Below are 26,194 nucleotides of genomic sequence, written 5' to 3' on the forward strand. Positions count from 1 at the left end.
TACCGGTGGGTAACCGCGTTGGGCTGAACGGCTTTCGCGGTTGCCGGTTCATTCACTTTATTCGTCCGGTGCTGATTGAATCTCGATTCACGTTCGCGCGAACCCATCCCATCCACGGTGATCACCCCGGGCCGACTCGCACCGGCCTGGGGTGAGCGCCCTCGCAAGGGAGCCCTCACATGGGACACGTTCGCGTTGGTCGCCGATTAGCCGGTCTTGGAACCGTCGGGGCAGCGGCCCTGTTGACGCTCGTCGGGCTGGCGACGCCCGCTTACGCCGAAGGCCAGGTCCACACGGTCGCCGAGGCGGTGCCGGACAGCTACGTGGTGGTGCTCGACGACAGCGCGTCGCCGCGGTCGGCGTCGGCGCGGGCGGCCGCCGACTTGGCGGGCAAGTACGGCGGCACGGTAACCGCGTCCTGGCGGCACGCGCTCAACGGGTTCGCGGCGACCATGTCGGGGACGCAGGCGCGCAGGCTGGCCGCCGACCCGAAGGTGGCCTTCGTCCAGCAGAACCAGGTCCTGCGGGTCAACGACGTCCAGCCCAATCCGCCGTCGTGGGGACTGGACCGGATCGACCAGCGGGATCTGCCGCTGGACCAGAGCTACACCTATGACACGACGGCGGGCAACGTGCGCGCCTACATCCTCGACACCGGTATCCGCGTCACGCACTCCACGTTCGGCGGTCGCGCGACCTGGGGTACGAACACGGTGGACAGCAACAACACCGACTGCCACGGCCACGGCACGCACGTGGCGGGCACGGTCGGCGGCAGCCAGTACGGCGTCGCCAAGGGTGTGGCGCTGGTCGCGGTGAAGGTGTTGAACTGTCAGGGGTCCGGCACGACCGCCGGTGTGGTGAACGGCGTCGACTGGGTCACCCAGAACGCGGTGAAGCCAGCCGTGGCGAACATGAGCCTCGGTGGTGGTGCCGACGCGGCGCTGGACACCGCGGTGCGCAACTCGATCGCCTCCGGTGTCACCTACGCGCTGGCCTCGGGCAACTCGAACGCCAACGCGTGCAACTCCTCCCCGGCCCGAGTGGCCGAGGGCCTCACGGTGAACGCCTCCGACATCAATGACGCGCGGGCGTCGTTCTCGAACTTCGGCACCTGCACCGACATCTTCGCCCCCGGTGTCGGCATCACGTCGGCGTGGATCACCAACGACACCGCGACCAACACGATCAGCGGCACTTCGATGGCCGCCCCGCACGTCGCGGGCGCGGCGGCGCTGTGGCTGGCCACCCATCCCAACGACCTGCCCCCGGCCGTGGCCACCGCGCTGATCAACAACTCGACCCCGAACAAGATCACCAACCCGGGCACCGGTTCGCCGAACCGGCTGCTCTACACCGCACCCGGCGGCGGCACCCCTGGCTCGCCGTCGGTGACCAACCCGGGCGCCCAGTCCGGCGTCGTCGGCACCGCCGCGAGTCTGCAGCTGGCGGCCTCGGGCGGCACACCGCCGTACAGCTGGGCGGCGACCGGCCTGCCCGCCGGGCTGTCGATCAACGCGAGCACCGGCCTGATCTCCGGGACGCCGACCACCGCGGGCACCAGCAGCGTGACCGCCACGGTGACCGACTCGGCGAGCCGGACCGGAACCACCACGTTCAGCTGGACCATCACCTCGGCGCCGGTCCCCGGGTGCTCCGGCACCAACGGCACCGATGTGACGATCCCGGACCTGTCCACAGTGGAGAGTTCGATCGCCATCGCGGGTTGCACCGGCAACGCCTCGGCGACCTCGACGGTGGAGGTGCACATCGTGCACACCTACATCGGCGACCTCGTGGTGACCCTGGTCGCGCCGGACGGCAGCACCTATGTGGTGCACAACCGGGCGGGCGGCAGCGCCGACAACATCAACCAGACCTACACCGTCAACCTCTCCGGTGAAGCGGCCAATGGGACCTGGAAGCTGCGGGTGCAGGACGCCGCGGCGGCCGACACCGGCCGGATCGACTCGTGGACGCTGTCACTCGGCGGCGGTGGGACACCGGCGTGCGGCGGCACCAACGGCACTGACGTGACGATTCCGGACCTGTCCACGGTGGAGAGTTCCATCGCGGTCTCCGGCTGCGCCGGGAACGCGTCGGCGGCGTCGAAGGTGGAGGTGCACATCGTGCACACCTACATCGGCGACCTCGTGGTCAGCCTCATCGCCCCGGACGGCAGCGCTTACGTGCTGCACAACCGGGCGGGCGGCAGCGCCGACAACATCAACCAGACCTACACCGTGAATCTCAGCGGTGAGGCCAAGAACGGGACCTGGAAGCTGCGGGTGCAGGACGCCGCGGCCGTCGACACCGGACGAATCGATAGCTGGACGCTGACCTTGTAGGCGGGCACGCTCCGGTGGGCGGGTCGCTCCCGTCCACCGGAGCACACCTCGCCGCGGACCAGCACGTCGGCCTCGCCGGAGTGGAATGGCGGTGCGGTCGGTGCCCGTCCTCCGCCTCATCCCGGACGAAGGCGCCGTCGTTATCCCGGAGGAGACCGTCGATCCCAGCCGGTACAGGCAACGGACTGACCGCGCTGCGCGGGGGCCGCGCTGGGACAGCAGGCTGAGCCGGGTGACGGGCTTTAGACTGTGCGCTCATCTACCTCCTGCTGGGACAGCTGGCTGCGGAGGTGGGTCGGACCTCGACAGGAACGGGCGTAAGAGGTCGGGGATCGCTGTGTCGGCCAAGGTCAGTCCGGCGCTCTCGCCGATGTCGACGACGGGGTAGCCGCCTTTGCCCGCCGCCGTGATCGCGGTGACCGTCAGCAGGTCCGCGCGGCGTTGGAAGACCGTCTGGGTGAACTTCCAGCCGATGATGCCGGTGCGCTGCAAGGCGACCGTCTCGCGGTCCAATGACCCGGACCGGCTGACCAGGTAGCGGTCGGTGAGGGCGTGGCCGAGGTTGCGGTAGCGGTCGAGTCCGATGAGGACGGACACGGGGAGCAGACCCGCCGCGGTGATCCACGGCCAGTTCGGCCAGTGCGCCAACAAAGCCAGCAGCAGGAGCGCGCCGACTAATACGAGGTTGGGTGCCAAGGCCCGCACCAGGCGACGTGTTCTCGCGCGGGCCGGGTGCCGGGTGAGTGCGACGGCGGTGGCGGCCGTCGTCGTGCGCAGGACTTCGGCGCTTACCCGGTCGGCCTCGGAGCGGGGAGCGGGCGGCAGGAGCAGGCCGCTGCCGCTGGTCCTGCCCAACCCCGTGGTGACGGCGGTCAGCCGCCCGCCGCGTCCGGCCCGCAGTAAGAGGGGTTCGTGCAGGGTGACGCCGCGTAAGCGTTGTTCCTCGACCGAGACCGAGCGGGTGGTGAGCAGGCCGCGCCGGACCCGGACGGTGCCGTCGGCGTGGCGGTTGAGGTGGAAGCCGTGGTTCTGCAGCAGGTAAGTCACGAAGGACAGCGCCACCGAGACCACCAGCACGACCCCCACCACGGCGGGCGCCACCACCGGCGGGCTCGATTCGGTGACCCACGTGAAGACCGAGCGGATCACGCCGACCTGGGAGAACTCCAGGTCGAGCTCGTTGGCGATGTTCATCCCGAAGCCGACCGCGATACCGATCGTGACCAGGCCCGACATGCTCAGCGGGGCGTAGCGGTACCAGCGGCGGTCGAGGGTGGAGATGGGGGTGCCCTCGTCGGCGGGCAAGTCGGCGGGCTCGGTGGTGTCGGTGCTCGCGCGGCGGTGTAGGAAGACCTGGCGCAACCGGTCGGCCTCGGCGGCGGTGACCGCGTCGAGGACGACCCCCTCGCCGGGGGAGCGTTCCTGCTGGCCGGTGCCGACCCGCACGGCCGTCAGGCCGAACAGACGGTGGCCGAGCTTGGACGTCAGGTCGACCGTGCGGATGCGATCGCGCGGGATGGCCAGGCGCTGACGGTGTAAGAGTCCTTTGTGGAGTTCGACCTGGGTGTCGGAGATCCGGTACTTCGTGGTGAGCCACGCGAACAGTCCATAGAGGAACAACGAGCCGACTGCAGCCCCGCTCAACCCCAGGCGCCACGGCTCGCCGTTGCCGAGGAACACGAAGGCGAACACGGGGATCAGCAGGCCGAGCATCTCGTTGAGCGGTCGGACGATGACCATCCGCGGGTCGAGCCTGCCCCACTCGTGACTCGGCTCGACGACCGGTGGTGCCGCGGGGAACTCCTGCGCCTGGGTCGTCATGTCGCGTCCCCCGGGGTGGCCTTCGTGGTGCTGGTGAGCTCGTCGGCGAGGCGGGCGGCCACGGAGGCGTCCAGATTCTCGATCTTGACCGGCCCCGCCGCCGACGCCGTGGTCACGGTGACGGTGGCGAGGTCGAGGACCTGCTGTAATGGTCCCCGCGCGGTGTCGACGGTCTGGATCCGCGACACCGGCGCCAGCCGCCACTCCTGGTTGATCCAGCCGCTGCGGGTGTAGACGGCGTCGGGATTGGTCTCCCAGCGGTGCACCGCGTACCGCCACCGCGGCATCACCGCGACGTGCGCGACGGCGACCACGAGGCTGACCAGCGCCGCGATCCGCACCCAGGTCGGCGAATCGGTGTTCACCAGCAGGTGGATGGCCTGCGCTCCGACCACGATGACCCATCCGACCGCCGCACGCAGCGTCCAGTGCAGGATGGCTCGCCTGCTGACCAGGTTGGCTGGGGGCCGAAGCCGCCACTCGGTGTTCTCCACGGGTCCAGTCTGCCTGGTTTGGGCGTGCGCCGAACTCATCCTTTGGTCTTAGGACCAAAGCCCTAGCCGGTACTCAGACCAGTCCCGCGCCGCCGCGACCAGGGCTGGTCCGTGCGGGCGCGGGTCTGTGTGTCGCAGGTGCGTCCAGATGCCCAACACCGCGACGGCGAACGCGGTCGCGCCGGGTCCGGGCAGCGGCCCCGCGAGCCGCTCGGCCTCGGCGGGCGCATGACCCGCCTCGATCAGCCGCAGGACGAGAAACGCACGGTCCACCCAGGACGCGCCGCGTCGCGCCCACGCCCAGTCCACCACCCTGATGTTCCCGTCGACCAGCAGGTTGAGGGCATGGATGTCGGTGTGGAGCAAGGTGTCGCCGTCGACAAGGTCGAACGCCCGGGACTCCCAGGCGACGAAGTGATCGGGGACCCGCTGGTGGACGCGCAGCCGCCGCCAAGCCGCGAGCCTGCTCCACTGACCGGCCAGCGAGGGCGCGATCGGCGGGGCGGGCACGGCGAGCCCCGCGACCGCCCTCGCCACCGCGCCGACGTCCGGCGAGCCGGGGGAGAGGTCGGCGTGTCCACCCTGGACGTGCTCGAAGCCGAGGACCAGCCAGCCCGACACCTCGACCATCCAGCGCAACCGGGGTGCCGCCGCGGGCAGATGCGGATTGATCGCCGCCTCGTGCCGGTGCATGGCCGCCCGCGGTGTGGTGGTGCGGATGCCTTTGCAGAACACGGGTTCCGCGTCAGTGTGGAGGGTGGCGGTGAAGTCCGACTGGCTCCCCGCGTCTGGGTGGTCGACTCGGCGGACCGCGCCGCATTCGGCGATGATCGCCGCCCGGACGGCGTCGGGCAGGTCGGTCCAGGGCGTGCGGCTCATCGGCTCTCAACTCGCGGGCGGGGGCGGCGGGTCGTCGTGGCAGCCGCCGTGGCACTGGGTGCACACGGCGCTGGAAGGCAACCACAGCTCGTCGCGCACGAGGTATCCGGCTCGGTGGATCGCCCGCTTGGAGCGTTCGAGGTGATGGCTGCCGAACATGGGTTCGTCGGACGGGCGGTGGTGCAGGAACCGGCCCGCGATCATGCGGCAGAACTCGGCGTACTCGCGGGTGTGCAGGACGAAGGCATGCCACCCCTCATCGACGAGCGGGCTCGGGGTCAGCGGCTCACCCACGTTGACAGCGCACGCGCCAAGGAAGGCGAGCGCCTGGTCGACGATGAGTTCCGCGCGGCCCTGCCGATGCCCGTCGCGGACGAGTCTGGCCACGAGCTTGGCGAAGAGTCGGTCGGGGACGAGGGATCGTCCGTTGGTCAGATGGACAGTGCTGGTCATCGGTGTCCTTCCCGAACGTCGTAGTGGCTTCAGCGAAGCGGCCAGGACGCGGGCGCGGGAGTCCCGGTGGCGGCGCTGTCCGATCACTGCGGTGGCAGGGGTCTCACTGGGGTCCCACTTCTGCCTTGGGGGCACTCGGGGCGTCCCGATTGTCGGTGGGAGCGGCTACCGTGAGCGACTGTGCGACTACTGCAGGCCGATGGAGACGGCCTTGACGGAAACCTGGCGTTGCAAGTGCTGATGGCCGACGCCGAGATGAGCAATACCGCGCTCGCCAACGCGATCGTGGCGGGCGGGCGGGCCGAAGGAGTGCATCTGGGCACGACGACCACCTCGGTCCGGCGCATGCTCGACGGGTGTCAGCCCAGGTGGCCGGTGCCGAGGGTGGTCGCCGAGGTACTGAGCAGACGGCTCGGCTACCGGGTCTCGGTGGCCGACTGCGGCTTCTCCGACCGAGCGCAGGACGGCGACACGTTCGACGGGTTGCGCACGGCGGTGACGTTCGGTGGCACTATCGCCACTGTGGCGGAACTGTCGGGGCGGGACCTCAGTCGGCGGAACTTCATGCTCGGGTCCACCTTCGCCGCGGCGGCGTTCGCGGAGCCAGCGTGGATGGCGATGACGTCCGGGCCGGCGCGGGACCTGGCCGAAGGTGGGCGCATCGGGCGGACCGACGTGGAGATCCTGCGGTCGACGGTGCGCCACTTCGAGCGGTTGCACCGGGTGCACGGTGGTGGTCGGGTTCGGCCGCAGGTGGTCCAGTTGGTGCATCAGCACAGTCGCGCCATCCGGGACGGCAACTACGGCGAGGCGGTCGGGCGAGACTTCGCAGGCGCACTCGCCGAGGCGACCTTCCTGGCGGGGCTCGCTACGGTCGACAGCGGGCGCCACGCCCTCGGCCAGCGATACTTCGCCCAGGCACTCGGGTTGGCGATGCGAGCAGGGGATCAGTCATTCGGAGCGAATGTGCTCGCCGAGATGAGCGTCCTGACGATCGACATCGGGGCCAACAGCGTGGATCAGCGTGAGGCTGGTCAGGCAGGGCAGCACGCGGTCTCGCTTGCGCGATCCGCGCAGCACGTGATCGGTGGCCGTGCTACGCCCGCCGTGTCCGCATACCTCCACGCAGTGGAGGCGCGCAGCCTCAGCCTGCTCGGTGATCGGCAGTCTTCTGCCGTGGCGCTCGACGCCGCGAAGCGCGCGTTCGATCGAGGCCCGTGTGACGAGCCGGGCTGGCTGAGCCACTACAGCGAAGTCGACTTCACCTCAGATATTGGCCAGTGCCTGCGCGACATCGGCAGGCCGCAGCAAGGGATCGCCCTGCTCGAGCGCGCGGTGGCCGACCTTCCCGCAGGTCGGGTCACGTCGCAGGTCAAGACCCGCATTCACATCGCCACCGCCTTCCTTGAGCTTGGTGAGCATGATCAGGCAGGCCGGATCACTGGTGAGGTGATCAATGCGATGGAGGGGGTTGCCTCCGAGCGGATCGCCGAGCGAATGAAGCGTCTACGCAAGCGGGCGCAGCAGTGTGGGGCTACGCAGGTGGACGAACGGTTGGCTTAGCGCAGCCTGCGCCAGAGGGGGCGGATCGCGGCGGAGACGAGTGCCGACACGGGTGCCTCCGGCCGTTCCCGGGCCTCGGGCGCCGACTCCGGCATCACCCGATACGCCAGGTTCAATGCCTGCCGGGCCACTCCGGGCAGAAACACCCGCAGCACCTCCATCGCCAGCCCCTCCGGTCGCTGAACCACCTCACCCCGCCCGGTCAGCCCCTTGATCACCAGATCCGCGGCGGCCATCGGCGAGGTCGCGGGCATCCGGCTGTAAGCGTCCGTGGCCCCGATCATCGGCGTGCGGACCAGCGGCATCCGGACCGACACCACCGTCACCCCGTCCGCCAGCAGCTCTCGCCCAGCCGACCGCCCGAACGCCTCCAGAGCGCCCTTCGACGCCAAGTACGCCGAGAAGCGCGGGGTGTCGGTCTGCAGTCCCATGGTCGTCACGTTCACGATCCGCCCGAACCCACGAGCGCGCATGCCTGGCAGCAGGCCCAGGGTCAGCCGCAGCGGCGCGAAGTAGTTCAGGGCCATGGTCCGCTCGTAGTCGTGCAGCCGGTCGACCGACAGGTGCACCGACCGGCGGATCGACCGGCCCGCGTTGTTGACCAGCATGTCGACCACGCCCAGGTCCTTCACCAGGGCGTCGACCGCGTCGCCGTCGGTGAGGTCGCAGGGGTGGACCTCGGCCTTCCCGCCCGCGGCGGCGACCCGGTCGGCCACCTTCTCCAGTTCGTCCAGTCTGCGAGCCACCAGCAGCACCGTCGCACCTTTGCGGGCGGCGGCCAGGGCAGTCGCGCGGCCGATGCCCGACGACGCGCCGGTCACCACGATTCGCTTGCCGCGCAACGACTTCGCGTGGACCCAGGCGCGGTCAGGGTCGAGGTGCTCAACCCAGTACCGGACCAGCGCGCCCGCGTACGCGGTCAGCGGCGGCAGGCTGATCCCGGATCCGGCCAGCGCCGCTTCGGTCGCGGTGGCGTCGAAGACCGTGGGCAGGTCGAGGTGCGGCACGACCTCCGGCGGGATGCCGAGTTCGGCCAGCACCGCGGCGGGCAGGGCGGGCAGGCGTTCGACGCGCGGGAGTCGGACCGGGACGGTGGCGACGATCTTGGGTGCGTCGAACGCCGCCGCGAGTGCGTTGTAGACGTCCGTGAGGCGCTGCTTGCCGTTGTGGGTCAGGTGATAGGTCTGGCCCGAGCGTGCGGGGACGTGCATCAGGTGGGCCATCGCGTCGGCGACGTAGTCGACCGGGACGAGGTTGGTCCCGCCGAGGTCGTGGGTGACCAGCGGCAGCGACGCGGGCAGGCGGGCGAGGCGGGCCAGCGCGGGCAGGAAGTAGTACGGGCCGTCGATCTTGTCCATCTCGCCGGTGCGGGAGTCGCCGACGACGGCGGCCGGGCGGTAGATCCGGTACGGCACCCGCGACTGGCCGCGGACCAGGCGTTCGGCCTCGAACTTCGTGGCGTGGTAGGGCGAGCGGTGGCGCTGGCCGCGGTCGAAGTCGGCCTCGGTGAACACGCCGCGGTAGTCGCCCGCGACGGCGATGGACGACACATGGTGCAGGACGCCCGCGTTGATCGCCGCGGCGAAGTCGAGGACGTTCGCGGTGCCGACGACGTTGGCCGTGCGGTTGGCGTCTTCCGAGGCGGTCAGGTCGTAGACGGCGCCAAGGTGGACCACGTGGTCGATGGCGCCCATCAGCGGACCCGCGTCGACGCCGAGTCCTGGCTCGGCGAGGTCGCCGACCACCGGGACCACCCGGTCATCACCGGCCCACAGTGCCGCCGCGCGCTCCATCGACCGCTGGCGGACCAGCACGTGCACCGAGTCGCAGTCGGGCCGGGCCAGCAGCCGGTCGAGCAGCGCGCGGCCGAGGAACCCGGTCGCACCGGTCACGAGATATGTCGCCATCCGACAAGTCTGCCACTACCTACTATTGAGTAGGAACAGTGGTCAGGCGGTTTCCGCCGAGGCGTCGACCACAGCGTCGCGCAGCGCGGCTCTTAACCGGCCGACATCCAGCGGGGAAAGGATCGCCGTCTCGCCGGGCGGCGCGACCAGCACCACCCGTCCCTGTCGGACGAAAACCGTCACATCGCGCCTGCGGCCCGCGATGTCTCGACAGCTGACGGACCATTCCTTGCTGCTCACTGCGCCCACCCTCTCGACCGCTGGCTTGTTACCGGCCGGTTCGCCCTGTCATAGAGATGACGCGGACCGTAACGAGACGTGACGCCGCCAGGTTCGACTTATCAAGATTTTCCTGACAAGCAGCCGACCGCGCCGGCGACTAACGTCGAATCCCGACGAGGAGGTCGACATGGGCGCTGTGCACCGGATCGTCATCGTGGGGACCGGCCTGGCGGGCGGCACCGCCGCGGGCACCCTGCGGGACAAGGGTTTCGACGGCGAGATCGTGCTGATCGGGCAGGGTCCGCACCGCCCGTACGCGCTGCCGCCGCTGTCCAAGGCGGTCCTGCTCGGCGAGGCCGACGAACCGGACTGGGTGCACGACGAGACCTTCTACGCCGAGCACTCGATCGACCTTCGCACCGATACCGAAGTCCGCGAGGTGCACCTGGGTGAGCGCGCCGTGGTCGACTCGGCGGGGGAGCACCACCGCTACGACCGTCTCGTGCTCGCCACCGGCTCCGCGCCCCGCACGCTGCCGATCCCCGGCGGCGACCTGGCGGGCCTGCGCACCCTGCGCACGCTGGAGGACTCCCTCAGCCTGCGTGCCGCGCTGGCCCCCGGCGTCCGTGTGGTGATCGTCGGGGCGGGCTGGATCGGCTGCGAGGTGGCCGCGGCCGCGCGCAAGCACGGCGCGGACGTCACCGTGATCGAGCCGCTGCCGCTGCCGCTGCACAAGACGCTGGGCGACACGGTCGCCGAGGTGTTCCGCGACCTGCACGAGGTCAACGGCGTGACCTGGCGGCTGGGCGTCGGGGTCGACGCGTTCACCGGCGACGAGGGCGTGGTCACCGCCGTGCACCTCAAGGACGGCACGGCGGTGCCCGCCGATGTCGTGGTGGTCGGTGTGGGGGCCGCGCCGCGGCTGGAGTTGGCCAAGGCGGCGGGCCTTGAGCTGTCCGACTCGGTGGCGGGCAGCGGCATCGATGTGGACGCGAGCCTGCGCACGTCGGCGCCGGACGTGTTCGCCGTCGGCGACGTCGCCGCGCACTTCCACCCCCGCTACGGCAGGCGCGTGCGGGTCGAGCACTGGGCCAACGCCAAGGACCAAGGCGCGCACGTCGCGGGCAACCTGATCGGCGACGCCGAGCCGTACACCGCCTCCCCGTACTTCTACTCCGACCAGTACGACCTCGGCATGGAGGTGCGCGGCCTGGCGAATCCGTTCACCGACGAACTGGTCGTGCGCGGCGACCTCAAGTCGCGCGAGTTCACCGCGTTCTGGACGCGCGGCGGCCGGGTGCGGGCGGCGATGAACGTCAATCAGTGGGATGACGGAGAGGCGCTGCAGGCGATGGTTGATCGGCAGGCTCCGGTGTCGGCGGACGATCTGCGGACCGTGCCGCTGGCGGACCTGGCCTAGCCAACGCGGTACCGGCCTGATGGTGGTGCGGCCACCCGGTCGGGCTATGGATGGCCGGATTTCGCTGCCGAGCGTGATCAATCCGCCGGCCGTTTCACGACGGGCCGGTGCGCGGAATTCCGCATGATCACTGACAGATATCCGGGCGGGTCGCCCCCCAACCCGATCGGTCCCTTGACACACTGGGGCCCCAGACGCGGGGAGGGATGCCATGGCCGAGCCGATCGACGCCGTGCTGGCACAGGCCGCGGAGCTGACGGCGGAGGGTCGCCCGGAGGTCGCCATAGACATTCTGGGCCCGGTCCTCGCCGACCACCCCGACCATCCGGAGGCGTGGTGCAGGCTGGCCGCCGCCCTGCTCGACGCCGGCAGGCCGCAGGACTGCCTGGACGCCGCCAAGCGCGCGATCACCCTCGGCGAGCCGTCCTGGGCGCACCGGCTGGCCAGCCTCGCCCTCTCTGAGCTGGGCCGACACGACCAGGCCGCCGTCTCCGCCCGCGAGGCCGCCCGCCGCGACCCCGGCGACTGGCGCAACCACGTCACCCTGGCCGAGGCCCTCGGCCCGACCTCGCCCGCCGCCGCGCTCGACGCCGCCCGCCGCGCGGTGATCACCGCGCCGGAGGAGCCCAGGGTGCACGAGGTCCTGGGCGACACGGCGACCAAGGCGAAGGACTTCCCGCTGGCCAAACGGGCTTTCGGCGACGCACTGCGACTCGATCCGAGCAACGAGTCGGTGCGGGCGGAACTGGCCAGGCTGGCCGGGATCCGCGCCGCGCCGCCCGCGCGGGCGGTCGCGGGCGAGCCGAGGTTCGGGCGGGCCCAGCGGATCGCGTTATGGCTGGTCCTGCGTCGCTGTGCGGGGTGGCTGGCGGTCGGCTCGTTCGTCCTGATGATCGCCGGGCTTCCCCGGCCGAGCCCGCTGTTGGTGTGGTTCGCCCTCGCCCTGCTGCTCGCCGAGCTGGTCATGATCGCGCACGGCGTGCTCACGCTGCCGCGCGGTTATTGGCCGCCGCCGCGGTTATTGGCCCGCCGAGCGCCCTTGGTGGCCTTCGGCGTCGTGTTGTTCGGGCTGGGCGCCGTGTTACTCGCCGTGTGGACCCTCGCGCTGGCCCTCGGGGCACGCGGAATGCAGCTGCTGACACCCGCGCTGATCTGCGCTGTCGGGGCGTCGATAGTCGGTTGGTACGGCCTCTGGCGGATGCGCGCATTCACCCGTTAGGTTGGCGCACCATCACGGATGGGGGAACCCTTCGCCCGCCCGCCGCGTCGACTAGGGGAAACGATCATGAGTGTCGTGCCCCGTGCCCGCGCAGGCGCCGGTTCCGCCGCAGGCATGATCACCCTGCGGGGCGTGCGAGACTGCGGTCCGCACGCCCCGCGAGAGTGAGGAGCCCCATGGGTCAGCACGCCGGCTACCAGAACGAGATCTATCTGCAGGGCCTCGCTGACCAGGTCCCGCCCTTCACCACCGACGCCACCCGGCTGGAGGACGTCGCCCGCGAGTCGATGGAACCCGGCCCGTTCGGCTACGTGGCCGGGGCCGCTGGGTCGGGGGACACCGCCCGCGCCAACCGTGACGCCTTCGCCCGCTGGCGGATCGTGCCGCGCATGCTCACCGACGCCACCACGCGCGACACGTCGGTGACCGTGCTGGGCACCAAGATGCCCGCACCCGTGCTGCTCGCACCGGTCGGTGTCCAGTCGATCGTGCACCCGGAGGGGGAACTCGCCACCGCCCGCGCCGCGGCTTCGCTGGGGGTGCCGATGGTGCTGTCGACGGCGGCGTCGCACTCGCTGGAGGAGGTCGCCGCCGCCAACGGCGCCGGGCCGCGCTGGTTCCAGCTGTACTGGCCGAACGAGCCCGAGGTGTGCGCGAGCCTGCTGCGGCGGGCGAAGAAGGCGGGCTACTCGACACTGGTCGTCACCCTCGACACGTGGACGCTGGCTTGGCGGCCCACCGACCTCGACCAGTCCTACCTGCCGTTCCTGCGCGCGGTGGGCGTGGCGAACGCGTTCACCGACCCGGCTTTCCTCGCGGGGCTGGAAAAGCCTCCTGCCGACGACCAGGCGATGGCGGTGCTGCGGTGGGTCGGGCTGTTCACCGGCACCGACAAGAGCTGGGACCAACTGCCGTTCCTGCGCGAGAACTGGGACGGCCCGATCGTCCTCAAAGGAATCCAGCACGTCGCCGACGCGCGCCGGGCGGTCGACGCCGGGATGGACGGGATCGTCGTGTCCAATCACGGCGGCCGGCAGGTCGACGGCGCCATCGGCTCGCTCGACGCGCTGCCGGAGATCGCCGCGGCGGTGGGGGACCGGATCGAGATCCTTTTCGACTCCGGGATCCGCACCGGTGCTGACGTGGTCAAGGCGTTGGCCCTTGGCGCGAGGGCGGTGTTGGTGGGTCGGCCTTACGTTTACGGGTTGGCGCTTGGTGGTGAGGCTGGTGTGCGGCATGCGGTGCGCGGTCTGCTGGCCGACTTCGATCTGACGCTGGGCCTGTCGGGCCACCGGACGCCCGACGAACTCACGCCGAGCGCGCTTCGGTATCTGCCTTAGCGCCGGGATGCGGCAGGCGCGGCAGCGGCTTGCCGCAGGCTTCGGGGCGGTACTCGAAGTGCCACCACTCGTTGTCGTAGGTGCGGTGCAGGTGGAACCGCGCGCCGTGACGTTCCAGCCACAGCGCGCCTTGTACGGGACGGACGTCCAAGGCGATTCCCTTGACGTGGCTGGACTCGTCCGGCGGAAGCACCCGCTTGCGCGCCGCGTCCACTGATCCGCCGCGGCGCACCTCCTCGGCGAACAAGGTGCGTTGCGTGCCCGCGTCGCGGTGGCCCGACGTGAGGCCGATGAGCTGGCCGTCCCGCCAGAACGCCACCGCGCGCGCCTCGGTGAACGCGGCGCGGGCGGGCGGGGTCAGCCCGGCGAGGTCCTCGGCGGGGTACCGCAGCGCCAGCGCCCACTGGCAGGCGTGGTGGCGGGCGCGGCCGGTCATATAGGCCGCGGGCAGCAGGAGCACGGCCATCAGCCGGGTGATCGCCGCGTAGAGCCGGTCGCGGACACGGTCGGGGCTGACGGCGGGTTCGGGATCGCTGTCGGGGATGACGGTGTGTTCGGTCATGGCCACGACACTTGTGCGCCGATGTCCGGGGTCGCCGACCGTCGTGTCACGGTTCCGCACGGACCGGGTGTTGTGACGAGACCATGACAAAGCGCGGACGCGGCCATCACCTGCCGGACGAACGATGAAAGGCGTGACGACGACAATTTCCCGACCCGCGCGGCACACCTCGGCTCCCGTGCTGCTCGGCGGGGCCGCCGCGTGCCTGGTCGGGCTGATCCTGACCTACCTGCTGTTCGTGCGCACCGCCGCGGGCCAGTGGGCGGACGGGTTGCTGCTCAGCGACTACCGGGGGCTGCCCCGCTCGGCGGAGGAGGTGCTGGCCGCCACCGGTGATGTCAAGCTGTGGTTGGTCCTGGTCACCGTCGTGTTGGTGATCGGGGCACTGGGCGGGCGCTGGTGGCGCGGGGTGGCCGGGGTCGGCGTCATACTCGGCGCGGTGGGTGTCGCGCGTTTGCTGAAGGCGACTCTCTCCCGCCCCGACCTGGACATCGTCGGATCCACCACGCACAACAGCTTCGCCAGCGGTCACGTCGCCGCGGCGGCGGGCCTGCTGGTGGCCTTCCTGCTCGTCGTCCCGGCCGCCGCGCGCCCGTGGATCGCCGTGCCGGGCGGGCTGAGCGTGGCCGCGGTGGCCTGGGCGACGGTCGACGCGGGCTGGCACCGGCCCAGCGACGTCGTCGGTGCCGTGCTCATCGCCGCGGCACTCGCCTTGGTGGTCGCCGCTGTGACCCGGGTCGCGTGATCGCGCGCGGCGGAACGGGATTTGCGATGCTGTGCGGCATGTCCAGGGTGCTGCTGATCGAGGACGACCCGGCCGTGCGCGAAGGCCTTCGGCTCGCGCTCACCCGGCAGGGGCACGCGGTGGACGCGGCGGAGTCCGGGGAATCGGGGCTGCGGCGGCTCGGCGACACCCCGCCCGACGTGGTGGTCTTGGACCTCATGCTGCCCGGAATGGACGGATTCGCCGTCTGCCGCCGCATCCGGGCCGACGGCGATCTGCCGATCATCATGCTCACCGCCCGCGGCGACGACATGGACGTGGTCGCCGGGCTCGAGGCGGGCGCCGACGACTATGTGATCAAGCCGGTGCAGCCGCGGGTCCTGGAGGCCCGCATCCGCGCGGTGCTCCGGCGCGCCGGAGGGGACCCCGCCGGACCGGACGACCCCGAGTCGCACGGCGCGCTGACCATCGACCGCCGGGCGCTGGTGATCGCCAAGCACGGCGTCCCGCTCGCACTCGCGCCGACGGAGCTTCGCCTGCTGCTGGAGCTGTCGCGGAGACCAGGGCAGGTGCTCAGCCGCCGCCAACTGCTGGAAGCGGTGTGGGACCACGACTATCTAGGCGACTCACGGCTGGTGGACGCCTGCGTGCAGCGGCTGCGCGCCAAGATCGAAGCGGATTCGTCCGCGCCGGTGTACGTGCAGACGGTCCGCGGGTTCGGGTACCGGTTCGGCCCGTTGTGACCGGCGGTGCGGGCATCCGCGCCTGGGGACTGCGGACCCGGCTGGTCGCCGCGTTCGCGCTGCTCAGCGTGATCACCGCGGCGGCGGTGGCCGGTGGCATCTTCCTGCAGGCCAGCAATGGGATCCTGCAGCAGGCGCAGGACGCCGAGGCGCGGGCACTGATCGATCGGACCGAGTCGATGTACCCGATTCCGCGGTTGCCCCCGACCCAGAGCGATCTCGACGCGCTGGCGGGCCGGCTGTCCGACCGCGACCACAGCGCCGTCGCCGTCTACGGCGCGAGCGCGTCCACGACCGGGATGGACGCGGTGAACATCCCGGCGGAGCTGCGCGGCGCGGTCGGCCGGGGCGAGGTCTCGTGGCAGCGGGTGGGCGAACCCGGCGGGGTCAGCCTGGTCGTGGGGACGCAGTTGCGGGTCACGGTGCCGAGCGGTCGGTCGGTCCCGTCCGGCATCGAGGTCTACACCTTTCGGGGGTTGGCGCCCGAGCAGCTGAGCATCGACCGGCTGGCCACCATCGCGTGGATGACCGGCGCGTTGGCGTTCGGTCTTGCCGTGGCGCTCGCCTGGCTGGCCGCGGCCGGGGTGCTGCGGCCGGTGCGTGAACTCAGCCAGGCGGCGCGGCGACTGGGCGCCGGCGAGTTGACCACCCGGCTGGCGGTCCGTGGCTCGGATGAACTGGCCGGGTTGGCTGGGACGTTCAACGACACCGCCGCCGCGCTGGAACGCCAGGTCGGCGAGCTGCGCAGGATGGAGGCCGACGCCCGCCGGTTCGTCGCCGACGTCTCCCACGAACTGCGCACGCCACTGGCCGCGATGACCGCGTTCGCCGACGTGCTGGCCGACGAGGCGCTCACCGGGGACGCGGGTACGGCGGCCCGGATGGTCAGCCAGGAGACCCACAACCTGACCCGGCTGGTCAACGACCTGATCGAGATCAGCCGGTTCGACTCCCGCGCGGCGACCTTGGTCCTGGAGGAACTCGATGTGGCTTCGGCGGTCCGCGCCACACTGCGCTCGCGCCGCTGGGCCGATCAGGTGGACACCGATCTGCCGGAGGGCGTCATCGCCAGGTTGGACCCGCGGCGGCTCGACGTGATCGTTGCGAACCTGGTGGGCAACGCGCTCAAGCACGGCGCCCAGCCCGTGTCGGTGCGGCTGCGAGAGGACCCGTTGTGGATCGTGATCGAGGTGGCTGACCGAGGTGCGGGCCTGCCGCCGTCGGTCCTGCCACAGGTGTTCGACCGCTTCTACAAGGCCGACACCGCCCGCGCCCGGTCCGAGGGCAGCGGGCTGGGGCTGGCAATCGCCCGGGAGAACGCCCGGCTGCACCGCGGTGGGGAACTGGTCGCGGAGAACCGGCCGGACGGTGGAGCGGTCTTCACGCTGCGTCTCGCTCGGCTGGGAGGACCACTGTGAGACGAGTCGTCCTTGCCCTGCTCCTCTTCCTTGTCGCCGGATGTGGGGTCCGGTCGACCGCGCCCATCACCGGCGACGAGGCCCCAGCCGGGGAGACGACGGGTCTGCGGCTCTATCTGCTGTCCGGCGCCGAGTTGGTGCTCGTCGTCCGGCCGGACGCGACCGACGCGGGGGTGTTGGGCGCTCTGAAGGCGCTTGGCCTCGGGCCGACCGCGGAAGAGTCGGCCCAAGGGCTGACGACCGGGATCCCGCAGGGGACGACGCTGTCCTACGCCGATGGCGCGGTCTCGGTGCCCAGGACGCTGTCCGAGCCTGCCGTCCAACAGATCGCCTGCACGGTGATGGTCGTGGGCCCCGAGAACGCGGCCGTCGCGCTCATCGGACCGGACGGCGCCCGCCGCGGACTCACTTGCTCCAAGGCGCGCTAGTGTCCTGCACCCGAAATCCGCCACATAATTCGGCGGCCCAGCTTCCCGCTGGCCGCACGGCCGAAAGGCCCACGGACAACCAGTACGAGGACCTTCCGTCCGCACACCCAGCGGAAACCTGGACCACCGACTTATGCACCGGATTTCGGGTGCAGAACACTAGTCATTTGGCGTCGGCGTAGCAGTCGACGGAGGTGGCGATCAGGGGGAAGCGGACCGGGGTGTCGCCGAAGACGAGGGCGCTGGCCTGGTCGGCGGACTCGCTGATCTCCTTGGCGACGACGTCGGCGGTGGCCTGCGGGCAGTGCACGATCACCTCGTCGTGCTGGAAGAACACGATCTGCGCGTCCGGGGCCGAGGTGGTCAGGCGGCGGCGGAGGGTGGCGAGCATGGTCAGCGCCCAGTCGGCGGCGCTGGCTTGCACGACGAAGTTGCGGGTGAACCGGCCCCATTCGCGCGCGGCCTGTCTGCCTCGGCGTTCGGCGGTCTCGTCGGGGTCGGAGGTCAGCTCGCGCCAGGCGTCGCTTGGTGGGGGGCTGGTGCGGCCGAGGCGGGAGCGGACGACCCGGCCCTCTTCGCCCGCACGCGCGGCCTGCTCCACATAGTCGACGGCCTGTGGGAATCGCTTGCGCAGCACCGCGAGCAGCGGGCCCGCCTCGCCGCTGGTGCCGCCGTACATGGCCGACAGCATCGCGATCTTGGCCCGGCCGCGGTCGCCGTCGAAGGCGTCGGCGGCCAGGCTCGTGTAGAGGTCGGCCGACTCGGACACCTCGGCGAACCTCCGGTCTCCGGACAGCGCGCCGAGCACGCGCGGTTCGAGTTGCGAGGCGTCGGCGACCATCAGTGTCCAGCCGGGATCGGCCCGGACCGCCGTGCGCAGGGTGCGGGGCAGTTGCAGCGCCGCGCCGCCGCGGGTGGCCCAGCGGCCGGACACGACGCCGCCGACGACGTACTCGGGGCGGAACCGGCCGTTGTCGACCCAGGAATCGAGCCATGACCAGCCGTGGGCGACGTAGAGCCTGGAGAGTTCCTTGTAGGCCAGCAGCGGCTCGACCGCCGGATGGTCGAGTTCCTTGAGCACCCACGCGCGGGCCGACGGGATCTCGATGCCCTCCCTGGCGAAGGCCCGCACGATGCTCGGCGGGTGGTCGGGATTGATCGGCCTGCCGGAGAACGCCGTCGAGATGCGCTCGGCGAGGTCGGCCAGCTTCGCGGGTCGGGCGGTCGGCACCGGGCGGGGGCCGAGGAGGTCGGTGAGCAGGGCGGTGTGGATGTCGGCCCGCCACGGCAGCCCGAAGTGCGACATCTCGGCCGCGGCCAGCGCGCCCGCCGACTCGGCGGCGATCAGCAGGCGCAGCCGGTCGGGATGCGCGGTCTTGGCGATCCGGCGCTCCTGGTCGGCGAACACGGTGACGGCGGCGTCGAGTGGGTCGGCCCCTGGCGGCGCGGTGCCGCGGTCGGGCTCGAAGAGGGCGGGCTGTTCGGTGCGGATCAGCGGGCGGGGATCGGCGGGCTCGGGCAGGCCGCGGGTGCGGGCGTAGGCGGCGCCGAGGTTGCGGGGTCGGCCGGGGCGTTCCTCGAAGGCCAGCAAGATGCCTTCGGCCAGGGAAAGGTCGTGGCACCGGCCGAGGCGGACGCCCGCCCGGAGCAGCGTGGGGCAGAGTTCGTCGGCGGCGGGGACGATCCAGCGCACGTCGGTGTCGCGCTGTCGCTCGGCCATCCAGGCGGCGACATCGGGAACGCTGATCGGGGGACCGGGGTCGTCGAGCACGCGCGCGCGAGCCGTTCCCTCGGCTTCTGGCACGACGATGACCCGCATGGTGCGCATTCTGCGCTAAGGGACTGACAGGGGACGGCAGGAATCAACCCCCGGTGTTGACTCGCCGGTAACTTCTGCGGCACCGTGCTACCGGGGGCGACACGGATGCCGGGAGGCTGTGGTGAGCGACTACCTGACCCTGGTGCGAGACCTGGCGGGCAAGGTTCCGACCGTGGTTCGCAGTGTCGACGTGATGCGCAGGGCAGGCCTGGTGCCGTTGGCCCGCCCGGACCACGTCGTCAAGTCCATGATCGCGGTCCGGCAGCTCGGCCCGATCGCGGGCGCGGCCAAGGTCGCCGCCACCCGTGACCACCGGGCGATCGGCCTGGTCGACGACCTCGGCCCGCTCACCTTCCGCCAGCTCGACACCCGGTCCAACGCCCTGGCCCGCGCCTTGGCCCACCGCGGCGTGAGCGACCGTTCCGTCATCGCGCTGCTGGCCAGGGACCATCGCGGGGCGGTCGACACGATGCTCGCGGCGGGCAAGCTCGGGGCGCGGCTGCTGCTGATGAACACCGGATTCGCCAAGCCGCAGCTCGCCGACGTGGCCATGCGCGAGGGCGTCACCGTGTTCATCCACGACCAGGAGTTCACCGACCTGGCCACCGCGCTGCCCGACAGCATCCCGCGCTTCATCGCGTGGGTCGACGACGTCGAGGCCGGTTCGCGCACGATCGAGGAACTCATCGCCAACACCGACGACCGACCGGTCGCCGTGCCGTCCGAGCCCGGCGGCATGGTGCTGCTGACCAGCGGCACCACCGGCACGCCCAAGGGAGCGCCGCGGCAAGTCCGGTCGCCGCTGGCCGCCGCGCAGTTCCTCGACCGGATCCCGCTGCGCTCGGGCGAGACGACGATGCTCGGGGCGCCGCTGTTCCACGGGACCGGGCTCTCGCAGTTCATCATCAGCTTCGCGCTCGGGTCGGCGGTGGTGATGCGCCGCCGGTTCGATCCGGAGGAGACGCTGCGGGCGATCCAGGACAACAAGGCCACCGCGCTCGTCGTCGTCCCCACGATGCTTCAGCGGATCGTTGACCTCGGGCCCGAGGTACTCGCCCGCTACGACACCAGTTCCCTCCGGATCCTGTTCACCGCGGGCTCGGCGCTCTCGCCCGAACTCGGCAACCGGGCCACCAAGGCGTTCGGCGACGTCGTGCACAACCTCTACGGCTCGACTGAGGTCGCCGTGGCCACGGTCGCCACCCCGCAGGACTGGCGGGAGGCGCCCGGCACGGTCGGGCGGCCGCCGGTCGGCTGCGTCGTGCGGCTGTATGACAACACGGGCAGGCGGATCACCCAGCCTGACGTCACCGGGCGCGTCTTTGTCGGCAGCGGCCTGAGTTTCGGCGGCTATACCGACGGCAGGCACAAGGACATCATCGACGGGCTGCTCTCGATCGGCGACGTTGGGCATTTCGACGCCGAGGGCAGGCTGTTCATCGACGGCCGCGACGACGACATGATCGTTTCCGGTGGGGAGAACGTCTTTCCGGTCGAAGTGGAGAACCTGCTGGTCGAATATCCGGGTGTGACCGAGGCTGCGGTGATCGGGGTGCAGGATCCGGAGTTCGGCCAGCGGCTCAAGGCGTATGTCGCCGTCGACCCTGGCGCCAGCGTCGGCGCCGACGAGTTGCGTGAGCACGTGAAGGCCAATCTCGCCCGCTTCAAGGTGCCGCGCGAGGTGGTCTTCCTGCCCGAGCTGCCGCGCAACGCGACCGGGAAGGTCCTGCGGAATCGGTTGTCCGATTTCGGCTGAACAGGATCCGCGTTTCTAGGCGATCCTCTGGGCCAGCGCGATCACGTTGTCGAGTGCGCCCAGCAGCAGCTCGACCAGGGCGTCTTTGTCGGTTCGGTTCTTGCCGGTCCACTCGATCGCGAGTTCCTCCGCGAACGCCCACCAGGCCCGGACCGCCAACGCGACCGGTTCCGGGGGGTCGGTCAGGTTCAGGGCCGACATGATGCGCACGGTCAGAGCGTCCTGGGTTTCGTCGTGGATCTCGCGGACCCAGTCGTCGAGGCCCGCTGCGCGGAAGAGGCCGACGTATTGGGTGCGGCGGCGTTCGATGAAGGCGACGTAGCCGTCGACTATGGCGCGGGGGGAGTCGTCGGGGGCGGCGTAGCGCAGGATTCGGCGGCTCGCGGCGCGGACGACTTCGACGTAGTAGTCCTGTTTGGTGGGGAAGTAGTGGAACAGCAGGCTGCGGGAGATCCCGGCCTCGGCGGCGACCTCGTCGATGGTGACCTGGTGGATCGGGCGGACGGTCAACATGCTCAGGCCGATGCCGATCAGCTGTTTGCGCCGGTCCGCCGCCGTGCGCCGGGTCCGGGCTGGCGCCTGGGCCATAGGTCACTCCCTCCACCTGTTGAGCGTTGCTCGATAAGCAGGGTACCTTGTTGAGCAACGCTCAATAGGAGGCGACATGGACTTCGCGCACTCGGCTAAGGCAGCCGACTACCTGGGTCGGGTCGGTGAGTTCATCCGGACCGAGATCGAGCCGGTCGAGCCCGCCTTCCATCGCGAGCTCGCCGCGCTGGACAACCCGTGGGTGGTGCTCCCGGTCATCGAGGAGCTCAAGGCCAAGGCGCGCGAGCAGGGGCTGTGGAACCTGTTCCTGCACGCGGAGTCCGGCCTGAGCAACGTCGAGTACGCCCCGCTCGCCGAGTTGATGGGCCGCTCGTTCATCGCCCCCGAGGTCTTCAACTGCAACGCGCCGGATACCGGGAACATGGAGGTGTTGCATCTCTACGGCAGCGAGCAGCAGAAGCGGCAGTGGCTGGAACCCTTGCTGCGCGGGGAGATCCGGTCCGCCTTCTGCATGACCGAACCCGACGTGGCCTCGTCCGACGCGACCAACATGGCCGCGACCGCTGTGGTCAAGGACGACCAGATCGTGCTCAACGGGCGCAAGTGGTTCTCCACCGGCATCGGCCACCCGAACTGCAAGGTCGCCATCTTCATGGGCCTGACCGACCCGGACGCGCACAAGTACGCGCGGCACTCGATGGTTCTGGTTCCGCTCGACACCCCTGGCTTCAAGCTGGAGCGCATGCTGCCGGTCTTCGGCCGCCACGACGAGCCCTTCGGCCACGGCGAGGTCAGCTTCACCGACGTGCGCCTGCCGCTCGACGCGGTCATCGCGGGTCCCGGCCGGGGCTTCGAGATCGCCCAGGGCAGGCTCGGTCCGGGCCGCATCCACCACTGCATGCGGCTGATCGGCCTGGCGGAGAAGGCGCTGGAGCTGGCCTGTGTCCGCGCCACCACCCGGGAGGCGTTCGGCAAGCCGCTGGCCAACCTCGGCGGCAACCGCGAACGCATCGCCGACGCGCGCATCGCCATCGAGCAGGCCCGGTTGCTGGTGCTGAGCGCCGCGTGGAAGCTCGACACCTATGGGCTCAAGGGCGCGCTGTCGGAGGTCTCCCAGATCAAGGTCGTGGTGCCGAACATGGCCCTCGACGTGATCGACATGTCCATCCAGCTGCACGGCGGCGCGGGCATGACCGACGACTTCCCGCTGGCCGCGGCCTACGCGGGCGCCCGGTCGCTGCGCCTGGCCGACGGCCCGGACGAGGTGCACCGCGGTGTCGTGTCGCGCATCGAGCTGAAGAAGTACACCTCGTGAACCGAATCCTGATCACCGGCGCGGGCTCCGGCCTCGGCAGGGCCGTCGCCGCCCGCTACCGGGCCGCGGGCTGGAAGGTGCTGGTCACCGACGTCGACGCGACCGCCGCGGAGACCGCCGCCAAGGAACTCGATGCCGACCATCTGGCGCTCGACGTCACCAGCGACGAGTCCTGGGCCGCGGCCAAGTCCTGGTGCGACGAGCACTGGGGCGGGCTCGACGTGCTGGTCAACAACGCGGGCGTGGCCTCTGGCGGCCGGATCGAGCGGATCTCGATGGCCGACTGGGACTGGATCTGGGAAATCAACGTCAAGGGCGTCGTGCGCGGCTGCGCGACCTTCGTGCCGGTGTTCAAGGCGCAGAAGTCCGGCCACATCGTCAACGTGGCCTCGCTCGCGGCGATCATGAACCTGCCCGCGATGGCCTCCTACAACGTCACCAAGGCGGGCGTCGTGGCCCTGTCGGAGACGCTGCACCATGAACTGGCGCCCTACGGGATCGGCACGACCGTGGTCTGCCCCGGCTTCGTCAAGACCAACCTCAACGACCGGATGCGCTCGCCCGATCCGGCCGCGCTCAAGTTCAGCCAGAACCTCATGGCCTCGTCCAAGGTGACCCCGGACGACGTGGCGAAGCTGGTGTTCGACGCCGTGGCGGCCAAGCGCTTCCTCGTCCACACCCACGCCGACGGCAAGCGCGCGCATCTGCTCAAGCGGATCGCGCCGCGGCTGGTCGACAAGCAGGTCGCCAAGACATGGGCCAGGCTGCGGCCCAAGATGGAGAAGGAATCCCCGTGACGCGCAAGAACATCCTCATCACCGGCGCCAGCTCCGGCCTCGGCGAGGAGATGGCCCGCCAGTTCGCCGCGTTGGGCCGCAACCTCGCCCTCGCCGCGCGCCGCACCGACCGTCTGGAGGCGCTGCGCGAGGAGCTCATCGCCGCCAACCCTGGCATCAAGGTCGTGGTCAAGGCGCTCGACGTCAACGACCACGACGCGGTGTTCAAGGTGTTCGGCGAGTTCCGCACCGAGCTGGGCACACTCGACCGGGTGATCGTCAACGCCGGTCTCGGCAAGGGCCAGCCGGTCGGCACCGGCTACTTCTACGCCAACAAGCAGACCGCCGAGACCAACTTCGTCTCCGCGCTGGCCCAGTGCGAGGCGGCGATGGAGGCCTTCCGCGACCAGAACGCGGGCCACCTCGTGGTGATCTCGTCGATGTCGGCCATGCGGGGCCTGCCGCGCAACCTGTCGACCTACGCGGCCACCAAGGCGGGCATCGCCGCGCTGGCCGAGGGCATCCGGGCCGACACGCTCAAGTCGCCGATCAACGTCACCACCATCTACCCCGGCTACATCCGCTCGGAGATGAACGACAGCGTCAAGAAGACCCCGCTGATGGTCGACACCGTGCCGGGCGTGCGCTCGATGGTGAAGGCGATCGAGAAGGAGTCCGCCGAGGCCTGCACGCCGGGCTGGCCGTGGACGCTGATGGGCTTCGCCATGCGGAACCTGCCGCTGAGCATCGTGGCCAGGATTTCATGACGGCTGACCAGCCGCGCGAGGTGCGTGCCGAGGACGCCTTCGACACAGCCGCCGTGCACGCCTGGCTGTCGTCCATTGTGGATGGTCTGGTGGGTGAGCCGACGGTGCGGCAGTTCCCCGGCGGGGCGTCGAACCTGACCTACCTGCTGTCCTATCCGGACCGCGACCTGATCCTGCGCCGCCCGCCGGTGGGGAAGAAGGCCGCGTCGGCGCACGACATGAAGCGCGAGTTCCGGGTCCAGTCGGCGCTCAAGCCGGTGTATCCGTATGTGCCGACGGTCCTCGGGCTGTGTGCGGACCACTCGGTGCTGGGCTCGGACTTCTACGTCATGGAACGGATCGCGGGCACCATCCTGCGGGGCGACCTGCCCGACGGCATGACCCTGACCGAGCCCGAGGCGCGTTCGCTGTCCACCGCGTTGATCGACCGGTTCGTCGACCTGCACCAGGTCGACGCCGACGCCGCCGGACTCACCGACCTTGGCAAGGGCCGCGGGTACGTCGGGCGGCAGGTCAAGGGCTGGTCGCAGCGGTTCGTGGCGGCGCGGACCGACAACGTGCCCGACTTCGCCGAGGTCATGGCCTGGCTCGACACCCACCAGCCCGACGACGTGGCGACCGTGGTCATCCACAACGACTGGCGGTTCGACAACGTCGTGCTGGACGACGCGCGGGAGATCATCGGGGTGCTCGACTGGGAGATGTCGACGCTGGGCGACCCGCTGATGGACCTCGGCGGCCTGGTCGCCTACTGGATCCAGGCCGATGACGACGACGTCTTCAAGATGGCTCGTCGGCAGCCGTCGCACGTTCCCGGGATGCTGACGCGGGCCGAGATCGTCGATCACTACTGCGCGCGGATGGGGCTGCGGCCGGAGAACTGGGCGTTCTACGAGGTGTTCGGGCTGTTTCGGCTCGCGGTGATCCTGCAGCAGATCTACTACCGCTATCACCACGGCCAGACCACGAACCCCGCGTTCAAGGACTTCTGGATGTTCTCGGGCTATCTGGAGTGGCGCTGCCGCGAGGTGATGGCGTCGTGAGCGTCGTTTATCTGCTGCGCCACGGCCAGGCGTCGTTCGGCGCGGCGGACTACGACGTGCTGTCCGAGGTGGGCAAGCGGCAGGCCGAGGTGCTGGGGGAGGAGTTGGCCTCGCGCGGCGTCGTGCCGTCGCGGGCGGTCTCCGGCACCTTGTCCCGCCAGCGCGACACCGCGTCGATCACCCTCGCGGCGGCGGGCTGGACCATCGAGTCCGATGTCGATGCCCGGTGGGACGAGTACGACCACATCGGACTGGTCCAGGCCCTGGTGGACACCGAACACGTCGACCCGCCCGCGTCGTCGCGCGACTTCCAGGCGCTGCTCGACCGCGCGCTGGACAAGTGGGTCCAGACCGATGGTTATCGGGACTTCGCCGACGGCGCGTTCGCGGCGTTGATGGCGGCGGCGGAGGCGGGCACGGCGGTCGTGTTCACCTCGGGCGGGATCATCGCGGCGCTCTGTTCCAGGCTCACCGGATCCAGTGTCGTCGCGATCAACCGGGTGGTCGTGAACGCCGCGATCACCAAGGTCGTCGTGGGGCGGTCGGGGGCGACGCTGGTGTCGTTCAACGAACACCGCCACTTCGAAGGCGCTGGTCGGGACCTGCTCACGTATCGGTGAGCCACCGT

At 70.6% G+C, this 26,194-nt stretch carries 24 protein-coding genes; 15 read left to right on the plus strand and 9 right to left on the minus strand.

Features of this window, described 5'->3' with window-relative positions; all coding sequences use genetic code 11:
• Nucleotides 1-179: 179 nt before the first annotated feature.
• A complete protein-coding gene (locus tag BN1701_RS00235; protein ID WP_067520444.1) occupies nt 180-2,348 on the plus strand; it encodes a proprotein convertase P-domain-containing protein in 2,169 nt (722 codons plus the stop codon).
• 255 nt (nt 2,349-2,603) lie between these two features.
• On the opposite strand, the gene BN1701_RS00240 is transcribed toward BN1701_RS00235, so the two are convergent.
• The 4 genes from BN1701_RS00240 to BN1701_RS00255 are packed head-to-tail and all read right to left on the minus strand — an operon-like array spanning nt 2,604 to nt 5,995.
• Nucleotides 2,604-4,169, minus strand: coding sequence for a PH domain-containing protein (locus tag BN1701_RS00240; RefSeq protein WP_054044322.1), 1,566 nt, complete (start codon nt 4,167-4,169; stop codon nt 2,604-2,606).
• On the minus strand, nt 4,166-4,702 hold the full coding sequence (locus BN1701_RS00245; protein WP_054044324.1) for a PH domain-containing protein: 537 nt from the start codon (nt 4,700-4,702) through the stop codon (nt 4,166-4,168). The genes BN1701_RS00240 and BN1701_RS00245 overlap by 4 nt, the downstream gene beginning before the upstream one ends.
• 9 nt (nt 4,703-4,711) lie before the next feature.
• On the minus strand, nt 4,712-5,542 hold the full coding sequence (locus BN1701_RS00250) for a phosphotransferase (protein WP_054044326.1): 831 nt from the start codon (nt 5,540-5,542) through the stop codon (nt 4,712-4,714).
• A gap of 6 nt (nt 5,543-5,548) precedes the next feature.
• The gene (locus tag BN1701_RS00255) at nt 5,549-5,995 is read right to left on the minus strand and encodes a hypothetical protein (RefSeq protein WP_054044328.1); all 447 of its coding nucleotides are present in this window, start codon (nt 5,993-5,995) and stop codon (nt 5,549-5,551) included.
• 384 nt (nt 5,996-6,379) lie between these two features.
• Here BN1701_RS00255 and BN1701_RS00260 point away from each other — a divergent pair, with 384 nt between their 5' ends.
• A complete protein-coding gene (locus BN1701_RS00260; RefSeq protein ID WP_231949376.1) occupies nt 6,380-7,558 on the plus strand; it encodes a hypothetical protein in 1,179 nt (392 codons plus the stop codon).
• Here BN1701_RS00260 and BN1701_RS00265 read toward each other — a convergent pair.
• Together BN1701_RS00265 and BN1701_RS00270 are read right to left on the minus strand one after the other, a co-directional pair.
• Complete coding sequence (locus BN1701_RS00265) at nt 7,555-9,465, minus strand: SDR family oxidoreductase (protein ID WP_054044330.1); 1,911 nt, start codon at nt 9,463-9,465, stop codon at nt 7,555-7,557. The two genes, BN1701_RS00260 and BN1701_RS00265, sit on opposite strands and share 4 nt — an antisense overlap.
• Nucleotides 9,466-9,507: 42 nt before the next feature.
• Nucleotides 9,508-9,705 carry a hypothetical protein gene (locus BN1701_RS00270; protein ID WP_054044332.1) on the minus strand — a complete coding sequence of 66 codons (198 nt, stop codon included), beginning with the start codon at nt 9,703-9,705 and terminating at the stop codon, nt 9,508-9,510.
• A gap of 169 nt (nt 9,706-9,874) precedes the next feature.
• Here BN1701_RS00270 and BN1701_RS00275 point away from each other — a divergent pair, with 169 nt between their 5' ends.
• The 3 genes from BN1701_RS00275 to BN1701_RS00285 all read left to right on the plus strand — a co-directional run bounded on the left by BN1701_RS00275 (nt 9,875) and on the right by BN1701_RS00285 (nt 13,666).
• Complete coding sequence (locus BN1701_RS00275; protein ID WP_054044334.1) at nt 9,875-11,107, plus strand: NAD(P)/FAD-dependent oxidoreductase; 1,233 nt, start codon at nt 9,875-9,877, stop codon at nt 11,105-11,107.
• Nucleotides 11,108-11,318: 211 nt separating this feature from the next.
• A complete protein-coding gene (locus BN1701_RS00280; RefSeq protein WP_054044336.1) occupies nt 11,319-12,326 on the plus strand; it encodes a tetratricopeptide repeat protein in 1,008 nt (335 codons plus the stop codon).
• A 176-nt stretch (nt 12,327-12,502) separates the two neighbouring features.
• Nucleotides 12,503-13,666 carry a lactate 2-monooxygenase gene (locus tag BN1701_RS00285; RefSeq protein WP_054044338.1) on the plus strand — a complete coding sequence of 388 codons (1,164 nt, stop codon included), beginning with the start codon at nt 12,503-12,505 and terminating at the stop codon, nt 13,664-13,666.
• Here BN1701_RS00285 and vanY-N read toward each other — a convergent pair.
• Nucleotides 13,635-14,228 (minus strand): D,D-peptidase/D,D-carboxypeptidase VanY-N, encoded by a 594-nt coding sequence (vanY-N, locus tag BN1701_RS00290; RefSeq protein WP_054044340.1) that lies wholly within the window; start codon nt 14,226-14,228, stop codon nt 13,635-13,637. The two genes, BN1701_RS00285 and vanY-N, sit on opposite strands and share 32 nt — an antisense overlap.
• Before the next feature lie 133 nt (nt 14,229-14,361).
• Between vanY-N and BN1701_RS00295 the strand changes: the two genes are divergently transcribed.
• From BN1701_RS00295 to BN1701_RS00310, 4 genes are read left to right on the plus strand one after another with little or no spacing between them, the layout of a single operon-like run.
• A complete protein-coding gene (locus BN1701_RS00295) occupies nt 14,362-14,973 on the plus strand; it encodes a phosphatase PAP2 family protein (RefSeq protein ID WP_172803162.1) in 612 nt (203 codons plus the stop codon).
• A gap of 38 nt (nt 14,974-15,011) precedes the next feature.
• On the plus strand, nt 15,012-15,695 hold the full coding sequence (locus BN1701_RS00300; protein WP_054055500.1) for a response regulator transcription factor: 684 nt from the start codon (nt 15,012-15,014) through the stop codon (nt 15,693-15,695).
• Nucleotides 15,692-17,113: a HAMP domain-containing sensor histidine kinase gene (locus BN1701_RS00305; RefSeq protein WP_231949379.1), complete on the plus strand. Its 1,422-nt coding sequence runs from the start codon at nt 15,692-15,694 to the stop codon at nt 17,111-17,113. The genes BN1701_RS00300 and BN1701_RS00305 overlap by 4 nt, the downstream gene beginning before the upstream one ends.
• Nucleotides 17,110-17,541: a GerMN domain-containing protein gene (locus tag BN1701_RS00310; RefSeq protein WP_054044344.1), complete on the plus strand. Its 432-nt coding sequence runs from the start codon at nt 17,110-17,112 to the stop codon at nt 17,539-17,541. Before BN1701_RS00305 ends, BN1701_RS00310 begins: the two co-directional genes overlap by 4 nt.
• A gap of 163 nt (nt 17,542-17,704) precedes the next feature.
• Here the strand turns inward: BN1701_RS00310 and BN1701_RS00315 are convergent, their stop codons facing one another.
• Nucleotides 17,705-19,360, minus strand: coding sequence for a bifunctional 3'-5' exonuclease/DNA polymerase (locus BN1701_RS00315; RefSeq protein ID WP_082860230.1), 1,656 nt, complete (start codon nt 19,358-19,360; stop codon nt 17,705-17,707).
• Between the two features lie 193 nt (nt 19,361-19,553).
• Between BN1701_RS00315 and BN1701_RS00320 the strand changes: the two genes are divergently transcribed.
• The gene (locus tag BN1701_RS00320; RefSeq protein ID WP_231949800.1) at nt 19,554-21,116 is read left to right on the plus strand and encodes an acyl-CoA synthetase; all 1,563 of its coding nucleotides are present in this window, start codon (nt 19,554-19,556) and stop codon (nt 21,114-21,116) included.
• 15 nt (nt 21,117-21,131) lie between these two features.
• Here BN1701_RS00320 and BN1701_RS00325 read toward each other — a convergent pair whose 3' ends face one another.
• Nucleotides 21,132-21,704 carry a TetR/AcrR family transcriptional regulator gene (locus tag BN1701_RS00325; protein WP_054044350.1) on the minus strand — a complete coding sequence of 191 codons (573 nt, stop codon included), beginning with the start codon at nt 21,702-21,704 and terminating at the stop codon, nt 21,132-21,134.
• Between the two features lie 76 nt (nt 21,705-21,780).
• Between BN1701_RS00325 and BN1701_RS00330 the strand changes: the two genes are divergently transcribed.
• The 5 genes from BN1701_RS00330 to BN1701_RS00350 are packed head-to-tail and all read left to right on the plus strand — an operon-like array spanning nt 21,781 to nt 26,186.
• Complete coding sequence (locus BN1701_RS00330) at nt 21,781-22,980, plus strand: acyl-CoA dehydrogenase family protein (RefSeq protein ID WP_054044352.1); 1,200 nt, start codon at nt 21,781-21,783, stop codon at nt 22,978-22,980.
• Entirely contained in the window at nt 22,977-23,777 is an 801-nt protein-coding gene (locus tag BN1701_RS00335; protein WP_054044355.1) for an SDR family oxidoreductase, read from the plus strand. Before BN1701_RS00330 ends, BN1701_RS00335 begins: the two co-directional genes overlap by 4 nt.
• Nucleotides 23,735-24,523, plus strand: a complete 789-nt coding sequence (locus BN1701_RS00340) for an SDR family oxidoreductase (protein WP_172803163.1) — start codon at nt 23,735-23,737, stop codon at nt 24,521-24,523. The genes BN1701_RS00335 and BN1701_RS00340 overlap by 43 nt, the downstream gene beginning before the upstream one ends.
• Nucleotides 24,520-25,566 (plus strand): phosphotransferase family protein, encoded by a 1,047-nt coding sequence (locus tag BN1701_RS00345; protein ID WP_054044357.1) that lies wholly within the window; start codon nt 24,520-24,522, stop codon nt 25,564-25,566. The genes BN1701_RS00340 and BN1701_RS00345 overlap by 4 nt, the downstream gene beginning before the upstream one ends.
• Nucleotides 25,563-26,186, plus strand: coding sequence for a histidine phosphatase family protein (locus BN1701_RS00350; protein ID WP_067521022.1), 624 nt, complete (start codon nt 25,563-25,565; stop codon nt 26,184-26,186). Before BN1701_RS00345 ends, BN1701_RS00350 begins: the two co-directional genes overlap by 4 nt.
• The last annotated feature ends 8 nt before the right edge of the window (nt 26,187-26,194 follow it).

The sequence above is a fragment of the Alloactinosynnema sp. L-07 genome (assembly GCF_900070365.1).
Lineage (GTDB): Bacteria > Actinomycetota > Actinomycetes > Mycobacteriales > Pseudonocardiaceae > Actinokineospora.